The following is a 12,789-nucleotide window of genomic DNA, read 5'->3' as shown; positions in this document are numbered from 1 at the left end:
CTGGTATTTGTACGTTCCTCTACTAAGTTTCTAAGTGAATTATTATGCATATGTTCACGTACTTCACGTAATACAAGGTCTAATGTTTTTTTATTATAATTGATTAATCCTTGAGGTGTGAAATTGTAGATTGGATAAGTTTCTAAGTCATAATTTTTTGTTGGACTTATTAAAACATTTAAAGCTGCATAATATTCTGCAGTTTCAATGTTAAATGCATCTATTCCTAAGTATGAGAGTAAAGGTATGAATGATGCTTCTGCAAATGGGAATATTAAATAAGTTGTTGGTTTTAAGGTTTCTCGTAGTTTTATGATTAAGTTTATTAAGTCTTGTGGGTGTAGGAGTAAATCATCAGAGTTTGCAATTATTAAATTATCAAAGCCTAAGTTTTCTAATTCTTCTGCACATTTACATCTTAAGTCGATATATTTACTTCCTTGAATTACTGCTATCTTGACGTTGGTTTCTTTTTGTGCTTGTTCTAATGTTTTTCTAACCCCATATTCGGCTATTTCTTTTTCAACATTGTATGCTGTTTCGGTGTCTTTTGTTATATGGTGTTTTTTTAAGTCTATTAAGTTTGGTGTTAGTTTATTGTTTTTTTTGGTTAGTCTTCCAGGTCCGTCGTGGCTTTTTATTTCGAATTTTTTTGTCATGTTTTCTTATTTTGTTTTAACTATTTTTTATAGGTTTTCTTAAATCATTATTTTTTATGTATAAGATAATAATTGTCACCTTTAAGGTGACACTTTAAATTTTTTTAGTAAGCTTTATATATCAAATTTAAGTAATTATAATTAAGGATTTGAGGTAATGACCAGTGATTATCCAAGGTGTGTTTATAAATGTCTGTATTAAAAAAATTAAAAGATATGGTTAAAGAAGCTAAAGATGATATTGAAAGAAGCCAAGCAGAATATGAGGCTCAACATCAAAGTCAAGACATCGAACAACCTTCCCAACCAGAACAGACATCTTCTGAAGACAAAGTTGAAAAAATAAAACAATATCGAAAATCTGCTTCTAACGAAAACTCTGTCAAATCAAATTCAACAGAAACAAAAACTTTAAAAGTTTCAAAAACTAAAGTCACAAGTTCAAAAAATGCAGAAAAACCAAAAGTTCAAAAAGAAGTTAAAATTGAAGTTTCAACAAAACCCGAAGTTTCTAAAGAACCTGAAGATGAAGTTAATGTAATAACTCCAGAACCAGAATCTCCTGAAGCACCAGAAGTTAATGTAGTAACTCCTGAAGATGAAGGAAAAGTTGAAATTGAAAAACCAACTCCAAAAGAACCAGAATCTGTAAAAATTGAAATTCCTGACGAAGAAGAAACTCCAAAAGAAGAAATTGATGAATTAGATCTTGATGAAGTAATCAGCCAAGAAGAAGAACTTGATAAAGAAGTTGTTAAAAACAACATTTCTGAAGAAGAAATTATTGAAGAAAAACCTTCTAAAGAAGAAACTAAAAAAGATAAAAAGAGCGATAAAATGACTTTATTAGACGATAACGAAGTATATGGTATGGATGCAATGGATGAAGAATTCCATCAAAAATTCATCGATGCAGGTGTAGAAAGTGTGGATCTTTGTTTCCAATGTGGTACATGTGGAGGAACATGCCCATCAGGAAGAAAAACCCCATACAGAGTAAGAAAATTAGTTAGAAACTGTTTACTTGGATTAAAAGAAACAGTTATAACCGATGACGCATTATGGATGTGTACTACTTGTTACACTTGCCAAGAAAGATGTCCTAGAGGAGTAAAAATTGTAGATGTTGTAAAACAAGCACGTAGAGAAGCTTCTCATGCAGGATACATGGCAAAAGCACACAAAATGACTGGAGTATTCGTAATGAACACTGGTCACGGAGTACCAATTAATGATGCAACTAAAGCAATGAGAAAACGAATTGGTCTTCCAGAATTACCACCTACAACTCATTCATTCCCTGAATCTTTAAAAGAAGTACAAAACATTTGTAAAAAATGTGATTTCGATGAATTAATCGGATATGATGAAAGTACTGGCGGATTAAAAGAATAAAAAATTAAAATTTATAATGATTATACGGAGTTAATAAAATGGAAATTGCATATTTTTTAGGATGTATCATGGAAAATCGTTATCCTGGTATAGAAAAATCAACAAGATTATTATTTGATAAATTAGGCGTAGAACTTAAAGATATGGAAGGAGCTTCCTGTTGTCCTGCTCCTGGAGTATTCGGTTCTTTCGATGAAAACACTTGGGCAAGTATTGCAGCACGTAACCTTTCTATTGCAGAAGGTATGGGTGATGATGTTTTAACCGAATGTAATGGTTGTTTCGGTTCCTTATCTGATTGTAACAGATTATTAAAAGATAACGCTGCTAAAAAAGAAGAAATTAATGGTATTTTAGCTGAAACTACTGATAAACAATTTGAAGGAACAACTAATGTTAGACATTTAGCTGAATTCTTATACAATGATATAGGTTTAGATAAACTTCAATCTATGTTTACCAAATCTTTAAACTTAAACGTTGCTGTACACTACGGTTGCCACTTCCTTAAACCAACAGCTGAACTTCATATTGAAGAAAGCGCAGAAAACCCAACTATTCTTGATGAATTAGTTGAAGTAACTGGTGCTAAATCTGTCCCTTATGCTGAAAAAATGATGTGCTGTGGTTCAGGTGGAGGTTTAAGATCCCGTGATAAAGATGTAACAACTAGTTACACTTATGAAAAACTCCAAAACATGGATGCAGCTGGAGTAGACTGTATTATTGATATTTGCCCATTCTGTCATTTACAATTTGATGTAGGTCAAAAAGAAGTAAATGAAAAATACGGTACTAACTTTGATATACCTGTTTTCCATTTAGCTCAACTTTACGGTTTAGCTATGGGTTTAAGTGCTGAAGAATTAACTTTTGATGCTCAAGTAATTTCTGCTGATAAAGTTCTCGCAAAACTCGGAGAATAAAATTTTTAATAGTTTCTTTAATTAATTAAAGGGATTTTGGATAAAAAGTTTTTTTTATCTTTTCCCTTTTTTTTATTCAAAAAAAATTTAGTTTTATATTATACAAACATTTTTATAGTTCTTTATAAATAATAACAATAAAATATATTTAACATAAAATAGTAAATATAGAAAATGATTAAAATCTTAAACAAAGAAAAAAAATTTAAAAAAAAATTTTAAAGGAGTTTAAAAACAATGTTTATAGCAACACTAGGCGGAATATTTAGATACAAAGATGTACCAGAAGACATGGCACCATACGTACAATTCAAATCAACAATCGAAGGAAAAGAACTCGTACCAGAAACAGAAATCGCAATATTAGATATTACAGGAACAACAAGTCACCATGTTCTCTTCTTAGAAAATTATGATAATATTGAACAAATCAAAGAAGAATTAAAAGAAGAAGATGCAAAAATAAACAATTCAACTATTAAAATATTAGAAGGACACTTATGAACCCATTACCAATAGAACAATCTTGGATGATAACTGTGGATTTACTATCCGACTTACAAAAAAAAGGATATGAAATACCACACACTATTAACACAGAATTAGGACTAGTAAGATCCCAAATAGGATTTTACAAAAGAGACAAAACAGCACCAGAAATGATGAAAGAATACATGAATGCTGAAATGAGCCTAACTCGAATCCAAGAATCTCTAATAAGTTTAGCTAAAAAAGTAGGACCCACATATGTGGAAAAATGGGAAATCGCACTTAAAAAAGCAAATAAAGGTGAAAAAGTAGTTGAAGTTCCACAATTAGGTTCACATTTCGTAATAAACACACCTCCCGGATTTTCAAGTGGAAGAATCACTCTCACCAAACCCATATCAGAAGAAAGAGTCCAAGACATAGCTGAATATTTTAATTTAATAATTGAATTTGAAGACGACGTAACATTATCATTTTATGGTGATAAAGAAAACGTTCAAAAAGGCCTTCGTGAAATGGCCCCATTCTTCAATGAAGAATAAAAAAGAGACTATTAAATAAACTTAATATTTTCTTTAATCCTCTCTTTTCATATAAAATTTCATAAAATACAACTTTTTTTAAATAAAACATTTTTTTACAAGGTATACCTTATTTTTTTTAAAATTTTCAAGTATAAACTTTTTTATTATAGTTCTTATACACTTTAATATAGTAATAAAAAAATTTGTATAATACTGAGTGATAGTTTATGAAAATTTTAACAATAAGTGATATTCATGGAAAATCTAATCCTAATTTAGATAAATACTTAGAAAATAATGATATTGATTTAGTTTTAGTCAGTGGAGATTTAACTGATTTCGGACCATTAGATTTCGTCCCAGAATTTATAGATAACATAGCAAGTAAAGATGTAGATGTTATATGTATTCCAGGAAATTGTGATCCTGAAGGAATATGTAATGCTATAAATGATACTGAATCAGTTTGTATCCATAATAATTTAGTAGCATATGAAGATGTTATATTATTTGGTTTTGGTGGTAGTAATCCAACACCATTTGACACTCCAGGTGAATTCCAAGATCCTGATTTATATGATGCTTTAAAAGAATTATTTGCAGAATTTGACTTTGTTTATAAAGATGATGCTAAAGTAATTAAAATTTTACTTACTCATGCTCCCCCATTTGATACAGAGGTAGATAAAATTCCTGATGGTAATCATGTTGGAAGTATTAGTTTACGTAAAATCATTGAAGAATTCCAACCTGACATAAATCTTTGTGGTCATGTACATGAAGCAATAGGTGAAGATAAAATTGGAGACACTATCATTTTTAATCCAGGAACATTAGAAGAAAACCATGCAATCCTCATTGATGTGGATGATAACATGGACTTCACTGCAAATATAATAGACTTAACTGAATAAGAAAATTTTCCATAAAAATTATATTTTAAAAAATATAAAAATTTGGAGGTTTAAAATAACGATAAATTATGAATGTTGATAAATCAATGCAAAAATATGTAATATTTGCATGTGCCTTAGGATCATTTCTAACAGCATTCCTAAGTAATGCAACTGTAATTGCATCACCAACAATAGCCCTAGAATTTGGGATGAGTAATATTCAACAAAACTGGATAGCAACAATCTTCTTTTTAATAATAGCAGCAGCTAGTATACCTGCAGGTAAACTAGTTGGTAAAAAAGGATTGAAAAAATCATTAATCATTGGAGTGTTCATATTCCTATTAGCATCAATAGGCTGTGCATTATCATTTAACACAGCAACAATACTAGGATTTAGAGCATTACAAGGTATCGGTGGAGCATTATTAAATGTTTGTGGAACAGCATTAGTAGTATCAGCACTACCACCACAAGAACGTGGAAAAGGAATAGGAATCACAGTAACCGGAGTATACATCGGATTATCACTTGCCCCAATTATTGGAGGAATATTAAACTATAACCTTGGATGGAGAAGTATATTCTATATTGTAATACCATTCTTAATCTTACTATTATATTTAATACCTAAAAAAATCAAATCAGAATGGAAAGTTGGAGAAAATGATCCAATAGACATTCCAGGTTCTGTAATTTACAGTATTGCTATAATATGTGCTGTTTATGGTTTCACTATAATCAACACTACTCTTGGATTAATCCTAACTGTGATTGGTTTAATAGGTTTAATCGGTTTTACTGCATTTGAATTACGTCAAAAGTATCCAATATTTGAACTGAGACTATTTAAAAATCATAAATTCTTATCCTCAAATATTGCATCACTTATAAGTTATCTTGCAACATTTGTCATAACATTCGTAATCAATTACCACTTACAATACATAATGGGTATGAATTCACAAAGTGCCGGGTTTATATTAATCATAACACCTGTAATGATGGCAGTACTTGCACCATTTGCAGGTAAACTTTCAGATAAAATAAATCCACAAAAACTTGCAGCAATAGGTATGGGTCTTGTAGCAATAGCAATATTTATACTTGTATTCATAACAGACACTACACCATTGTATGTAATTGGATTTGCAATGTTCTTACAAGGGGTAGGTTATGGTTTATTCAGTTCACCTAATACTAATAGTATAATGAGTAGTGTGCCACGAAAACAAACACCTTCAGCATCATCAGCAGTTGCTACAATGCGTGTTATAGGTCAAACATTAAGTAGTGGTATGCTAACAGTACTATTTGCAATTATTATGGGCAGTGTTCCAATAATACCTAAATATTATGGATTATTAATGTACAGTAGTAAAATTGCTTGTATAATAAGTGTAATATTATGTGTAATAGCTGTATTAACCTGTCTTGTAGGTATACACTCTAAAGACAAATACAATACTGAAGAAGATTTAACAGTTTAAAAACTAAAAAAAATTTTTTTATTTTATTCATTTTTTAGGAGGAGTTTTTAATAATAAAACCCCCTCCACTTTTTTATTTTATTTTAATTTTCATACACTAATTTATAATTTAATTTCTAAAAATCAAAAGAAAAATATTAATTATTCAAGGAGTTTAATTTTTTGTCTAAAAATGATAAATCAATGAATTTTTATTTAATAATTGCAGTATCATTAGCATCTTTTATAACAGCATACACATCTAATGTATCAGTTATAGCTTTACCTCAAATTGCGAATTATTTCAATTTAAGCATTATCTTACAGAATTGGGTTGTAAATATTTTCCTTTTAACAATTGCAGTTTTAAGTATACCCTTCGGTAAACTTTGCAGTAAATGGGGTTTGAAAAAATCATTTTTAATCTCAGAGGCCATGTTTGCAGTAGGAGCAATCGGTACAATATTATCAATCAATGCAGCAATCTTATTCTTTTTCAGGGTTTTTCAAGCAACCGCTTCTTCAGCTATTTTTGTAACTGCTGTTGCTATGCTTGTTAAAGCCATACCAGAAGAACATCGTGGTAAAGCTTTAGGTATAAATATTGGTGCTGTTTATATTGGATTATCACTTTCACCATTTCTTGGAGGTAGTTTAACCTATAATTTAGGTTGGCAAAGTATATTCCTAATCACAATACCAATTGTTTTATTAATAATTGCCATAATCTTAGTTAAAGTTCCAAACGAATGGAGGGAAGGGGAAAATGATCCAATAGATTATAAAGGCTCAATATTTTACACTATAGGTATAATTTGTTTTATGTATGGTTTTACCATACTTAACGAATTAAATGGATTGTTTATAACCATTATGGGTATAATATTTCTCTTGTGTTTTGCTTTGTATGAATTAAAAGTGGAATACCCAATTTTTGATGTTAAATTATTTAAAAATCATAAATTTTTATCCTCAAATATTGCCTCTCTTATAAGTTATGTTGCAATTTATGGGGTTACTACAATTCTTAATTATCATTTTCAATATATATGTGGATATACAAGTCAAATGACAGGTATAATATTAGTAGCCACACCTTTAACTCAATCAATTATAACTCCACAATCAGGTAAACTATCAGATAAGGTTAATCCTCAAAAACTTGCAGCATTTGGTATGGGACTTGTAACATTAGCATTATTCATATTAACTTTCCTCAATAAAAATACTCCATTATGGATTGTTATAATTGCAATGCTATTACAAGGGGCAGGTTTCGGAATATTCAGCTCACCAAATACTAATACTATAATGAGTAGTGTACCAATTGAAAGTACTGGTATGGCTTCTGCAAGTGTTTCTACAATGCGTGTTATAGGTCAAACAATGGCTATGGGATTATTAACTGTAATATTTGCATTTGTAATTGGGGATGTTGTAATAAGTCCAAAAGTCTATTCTGGTTTAGGGTTAAGCTGTCATTATGCACTAGTAATTGCATGTATCTTAGCAGGTATAAGTGTTTTAATATCATTAGTAGGTATGAAATCTAATGATAAATTAAAATACTAAAAAAAGTATAAGTTAAAATTAATCTTTTATGGGATGTTTATTAAAATGGAAAAAGATAAAAAAATAGGAATATATGCACTTTTAGCTTCTTGTTTAGGTGTGTTTTATGGATCATACAGTGCTAATGTTGCAAGTGTAGCATTACCTAAAATGGCATTAGCTTTCGGATTAAATAACATCCTCCAAAATTGGGTATCTTTATCATTTATCTTAACAATGGCAGTATTTACAGTACCATTAGGAAAAATTTGTGGAAAATATGGTGTTAAAAAAACATTCATCTACTCCTGCATACTCTTCCTTGTTGGTACAATAGGAACAGCATTATCTAATTCAGCAATACTCTTATTTGCTTTTCGGATACTATCAGGAATTGGTGCTGCAGGCTTATCAGTTGACACACCATTAATAATTGCAGAGGTAGTATCACCTGAAAACAGGGGTAAAGCTTTCGGTATTAATCTTGCATGTGTATATTTAGGAATTGCCTTAGCACCATTTTTAGGTGGGGTTTTAATTTATGATTTTGGTTGGCAAAGCATTTTCTGGGTAATGGTACCATTTGTATTACTCAATATCATAGTCCTCTTATTAATTCCAAATGATTGGTATGAAGGAGTAAATGATATATTTGATTGGAAAGGATCCATAGTCTTCGCCATGGGAATAATAATGTTTATATATGGATTTTCAAATATCACTTCACCAATAGGTTTAATACTAGCAATTATAGGTGTAGTTTTACTAATTTTGTTTATAAAAACTGAATTAAAAGTACCTGATCCTATCCTTAAAATGAGTTTATACAAGAATAAAAGATTCCTATCAAGTAATCTAGCTTCCCTATTAAGTTATGTAGCAACTTTTGCTGTTACAACAATTTTATCTTATTATCTTCAATATATTATGGGTTGGAATACAGCACAAACTGGTTTGCTTGTTGCAATCTCACCAGTACTTATGGCGGTCTCATCACCACTTGCAGGTTACTTGTCAGATAAAGTGGATCCTCAAAAATTAACAACTTTAGGTATGGGACTTGTTACAATTGGATTATTTATTTTAATATTCTTAAATAAAAATATTCCAGTACCAGTTTTAGTATTATCATTATGTTTCCAAGGTATAGGTTATGGAATCTTTGCATCACCTAATAATAATACTATAATGAGCAGTGTTCCAGCAGAAGATACTCCTATGGCTTCATCTTCCCTTGCTACAATGTGTGTTATGGGTGAAACTATTAGTATGACAGTTTTCACTGTTATTTGCGCAATTATTATGGGAGATGTTGTTATTGCAGTTGCTAATTTCCCAGAATTAATTTTCTCTATCAAAATCACATTTATAATTGTTACAATTATTAGTATACTAGCTGCTTATGCTTCTTATATTGGTGTTAAATCTAAAGATAAATTAATACAATCATAAACTTTTAAGGCTTTATACTTTTGTTTATATAAATGAAACAAATTTTCTTTTTAAAAATGGAAAAATATTATGGAAAATCAATTAAAACAAGATATAATAATAATAGCAGCAGCATCACTTGCTGCACTACACGGAGCATACATTGGAAATGTAACACCTATAGCATTACCTCAAATGGCAACTGTATTTGGTTTAAGTAATATAATGCAAAATTGGGTAACAAACATATTCCTTTTAACAATGGCAATTTTCGCCATACCATTTGGAAAACTATGTGGAAAATATGGAATTAAAAAAACATTCCTATGGTCATTAATCTTAATGCTAATCGGAACAATAGGAACACCACTATCAAATACTATACCCTTATTATTTTTATTTAGAATAATTCAAGGAATAGGTGGGGCGGGATTATGTGTAGACACAATACTTATGATAACTGAAGCAATAACAACAACAAATAGGGGACAAGCATTAGGAATAAATGTTAGTTGTGTTTATATTGGAATAGCATTAGCACCAGTAATAGGAGGAATATTAACCTACCACTATGGATGGGCAAGTATTTTTTGGATAATGGTACCTGTAATGATTATAAACATAATACTATTACTATTTATTAAAGACGAATGGATTAAAGGAGCAAATGAAAAATTTGACTGGAAAGGATCAACAATATTTGCAGTAGGAATACTACTCTTAATTTATGGATTCTCAACACTTAACACAATCCAAGGATTAATAATTACACTAATTGGTATAATACTCTTAATACTATTTGCTAAAATGGAAATAAACACCAATCAACCAGCATTTGATATTAATTTATACAAAAACAAGAAATTCTTATCATCAAATCTAGCTAGTATACTAAGTTATATTGCAACATTTGTAGTAACAACTATACTTAACTATAACTTACAATACATTAGAGGATTCAACACAGAAATAACTGGATTATTATTAATAGTAACACCATTAATGATGGCAATTGTATCACCATTCTCTGGAAAACTCTCAGATAAATTTGATCCACAAAAAATATCAGCAATTGGAATGGGAATAGTTACAATAGGATTATTATTAATAATACCATTAAATAAAACAACCCCATTATATGTTATTATAATTTCAATGTTTTTACAAGGGATAGGTTATGGATTATTCGCATCACCTAATGTTAACACAATAATGAGTAGTGTGCCTCCAAAAGATACGCCTATGGCATCATCAGCTGTAGCAACAATGAGAATAATAGGGCAAACTGCAAGTGTAGGTATTTTAACAACAATATTTGCATTAATTATGGGTAATGTTATTATAAAACCATCAAATTTTCCAGGTTTAATCTTTAGTTCCCAAATAACCTTACTAATTACTACAATAATAAGTATTTTATGTGTATTAATGTGTTTAATAGGTTATAAATCTGGGGATAAATTATTTACAGATTCTAAAAGAATTGATAAATAAAATTATTATTTTAATCCTTTTTTACTAATTTTTTCTGTTAAGATTAAATAGAAAAACTTATTAATATTTTTTTTTAGATACTAAATTATAATAATATGAAAAACTGTTATTTAATGTTCTTAAGTATTAAAACAATTATAATAAATTGGATTTTTTAAATTTAAAAACATTAGAAGCCTTTAAAAAAAGGATTAATAAACTATATTTAATATAAAAGGATTTGATTAAACTATGATTTTAGTTGAAGGAACCGTTAATGGGAAAAAATATACAGAACCCTTCTCAAAAGGAGTATTATCCCGTTCATTAACTCGTGCAGAAGTAGGGCCTAACCGAGCATATGCTATGGCTGCAATAATAGAATCCAAGTTAAAAGAAAATAATATAACTAAAATATCTGTTGATGAATTAGTTGAATATATAGTTACAGAATTAAAGAAAGAAAATCCTTTAATAGCAGAGAAATATATAAACTGGAGACGAATAAGACAAAGCCAAGAACCATTAATAATCCTAATTGGTGGAGCATCAGGTGTAGGGACATCATCAATAGCATTTGAAATAGCAAACCGTTTAGGGATAAAAAATATGGTTAGTACAGATATGATACGTGAAGTAATGCGTAAAATAGTCTCCAAAGAATTAAGTCCTGTAATACATGAATCTAGTTACACAGCATGTAATGTGCTACGTGTACCCCCACCACCAGAATATGATGCAATAATCGTAGGATATAAAAGTCACGTGGAAACCGTAAGTGTAGGAGTAGAAGCTGTAATAGAGCGAGCACTTAAAGAAGGAATTAGTATAATTATAGAAGGAGTACATATTGTTCCAGGTTTCATACGAGAAGACTTAATGGAAAAAGATAATGTTGTAATGTTCACATTATCCTTAAGTAATGAAAAAATGCACAAAGGAAGATTCTACTCTAGATGTAGGCAAACATGGGCTAGAAGACCATTACAAAGATATTTAGAACATTTCAATGCAATTCGTAAAACTCAAAATTATATTGTATCACAAGCTAAAACCTATGATGTTCCTGTAATTGAGAACATTGATGTAATCACAACAATTGATTCAATAATAAAGTATATTACTAAAACATATGGAGGAGAAAAAAATGTTGGAAAACAAGAAAGTTAAGGATTTAATGACAAGGGATGTGTTTACAACCACACCTGATGAGGAGGTTGTATTTGCATTTGAAAAACTGATGAAAATGAAGATCAGTGCAATGCCTGTAGTTGAAGATGATAAAATGGTAGGAATTGTATCTGCAACTGATTTAGGACACAATCTTATTTTAGATAACTATCAATTAGGAACCCTTGTTAATGAGGTTATGGTAACAGATGTTGCTTTTGTCTCACCTGATGATGATTTAGTAGAGGCTATCTGTTTAATGAATGATAAAGCCCCTCATAGTGATATTATTAATCAGTTACCTGTTATGGAAAATGAGAAAATTGTTGGTATTATATCTGATGGTGATATAATTAAAGCAATTAAAGAAGATTTATAATATAAAATCATTTGTTTAAATGGTTTAAATTTTTTTTAATTTTATTTTCAATTAATATTTCCTTTTTTTACTAACATTTATATATGATTAAAGACTTAAATTAGTATTGGCTAGACTGGAGGGTTAGGGGTCCTTTGTAAGCACAAATCCCCTTGGGTGCGGTCGAAGTTCAAAAGGCGGCATTTGGATGCTATGCTGGCCTTAGAAGCTAATATAGAAGTCTCGTCCTGCAGGATCAGTGGTTATGGGATTTATGCTGGAGGGCATAAGTTAATCATATTTATTGTGGGAATGTGTCAGGCCTGGAAAGGAGCAGCTCTACTGTTGACATCTGATGCTTGTAGAACCGCGAGGTGGAGTTAGCTTTTAAGATAACCAACATCGTTGAATTATGTCCACTTTTGAACATGCCATTTTTTTATAAAAA

12 protein-coding genes and 1 other RNA gene are annotated in these 12,789 nt (G+C 29.9%); 12 read left to right on the top strand and 1 reads right to left on the bottom strand.

Annotated features, from left to right (window positions below):
- Positions 1 to 659: archaeosine tRNA-ribosyltransferase (locus BP769_RS00095; protein WP_413861764.1), on the bottom strand; the 659-nt coding region annotated here is incomplete at its 3' end.
- A gap of 540 nt (positions 660 to 1,199) precedes the next feature.
- On the opposite strand from BP769_RS00095, the gene hdrC reads away from it, so the two are divergent.
- From hdrC to ffs, 12 genes are all read left to right on the top strand, one after another.
- Positions 1,200 to 2,054: a CoB--CoM heterodisulfide reductase subunit C gene (gene hdrC, locus BP769_RS00090; protein ID WP_413828631.1), complete on the top strand. Its 855-nt coding sequence runs from the start codon at positions 1,200 to 1,202 to the stop codon at positions 2,052 to 2,054.
- Positions 2,055 to 2,092: 38 nt separating this feature from the next.
- Positions 2,093 to 2,980, top strand: a complete 888-nt coding sequence (gene hdrB, locus BP769_RS00085) for a CoB--CoM heterodisulfide reductase subunit B (protein ID WP_409197869.1) — start codon at positions 2,093 to 2,095, stop codon at positions 2,978 to 2,980.
- 237 nt (positions 2,981 to 3,217) lie between these two features.
- Positions 3,218 to 3,484 (top strand): DUF749 domain-containing protein, encoded by a 267-nt coding sequence (locus BP769_RS00080; RefSeq protein WP_409197868.1) that lies wholly within the window; start codon positions 3,218 to 3,220, stop codon positions 3,482 to 3,484.
- Complete coding sequence (locus BP769_RS00075; RefSeq protein ID WP_409197867.1) at positions 3,481 to 4,011, top strand: DUF2096 domain-containing protein; 531 nt, start codon at positions 3,481 to 3,483, stop codon at positions 4,009 to 4,011. Before BP769_RS00080 ends, BP769_RS00075 begins: the two co-directional genes overlap by 4 nt.
- 209 nt (positions 4,012 to 4,220) lie before the next feature.
- A complete protein-coding gene (locus tag BP769_RS00070) occupies positions 4,221 to 4,907 on the top strand; it encodes a metallophosphoesterase family protein (RefSeq protein WP_409197866.1) in 687 nt (228 codons plus the stop codon).
- 68 nt (positions 4,908 to 4,975) lie between these two features.
- Complete coding sequence (locus BP769_RS00065) at positions 4,976 to 6,379, top strand: MFS transporter (RefSeq protein ID WP_409197865.1); 1,404 nt, start codon at positions 4,976 to 4,978, stop codon at positions 6,377 to 6,379.
- Between the two features lie 162 nt (positions 6,380 to 6,541).
- Positions 6,542 to 7,930, top strand: coding sequence for an MFS transporter (locus tag BP769_RS00060; RefSeq protein WP_409197864.1), 1,389 nt, complete (start codon positions 6,542 to 6,544; stop codon positions 7,928 to 7,930).
- A 45-nt stretch (positions 7,931 to 7,975) separates the two neighbouring features.
- Positions 7,976 to 9,361: an MFS transporter gene (locus tag BP769_RS00055; protein WP_409197863.1), complete on the top strand. Its 1,386-nt coding sequence runs from the start codon at positions 7,976 to 7,978 to the stop codon at positions 9,359 to 9,361.
- A 69-nt stretch (positions 9,362 to 9,430) separates the two neighbouring features.
- The gene (locus tag BP769_RS00050) at positions 9,431 to 10,834 is read left to right on the top strand and encodes an MFS transporter (RefSeq protein ID WP_409197862.1); all 1,404 of its coding nucleotides are present in this window, start codon (positions 9,431 to 9,433) and stop codon (positions 10,832 to 10,834) included.
- Between the two features lie 231 nt (positions 10,835 to 11,065).
- Complete coding sequence (locus BP769_RS00045) at positions 11,066 to 11,983, top strand: 2-phosphoglycerate kinase (RefSeq protein WP_413823620.1); 918 nt, start codon at positions 11,066 to 11,068, stop codon at positions 11,981 to 11,983.
- Positions 11,961 to 12,362 (top strand): CBS domain-containing protein, encoded by a 402-nt coding sequence (locus BP769_RS00040; protein ID WP_409197860.1) that lies wholly within the window; start codon positions 11,961 to 11,963, stop codon positions 12,360 to 12,362. The genes BP769_RS00045 and BP769_RS00040 overlap by 23 nt, the downstream gene beginning before the upstream one ends.
- A gap of 103 nt (positions 12,363 to 12,465) precedes the next feature.
- Positions 12,466 to 12,779, top strand: an RNA gene (gene ffs, locus BP769_RS00035) — signal recognition particle sRNA.
- Positions 12,780 to 12,789 lie beyond the last annotated feature (10 nt).

The sequence above is a fragment of the Methanobrevibacter sp. UBA417 genome (assembly GCF_002508845.1).
Lineage (GTDB): Archaea > Methanobacteriota > Methanobacteria > Methanobacteriales > Methanobacteriaceae > Methanobrevibacter_A > Methanobrevibacter_A acididurans.
This window is presented reverse-complemented; position numbering and strand designations above follow the sequence as displayed.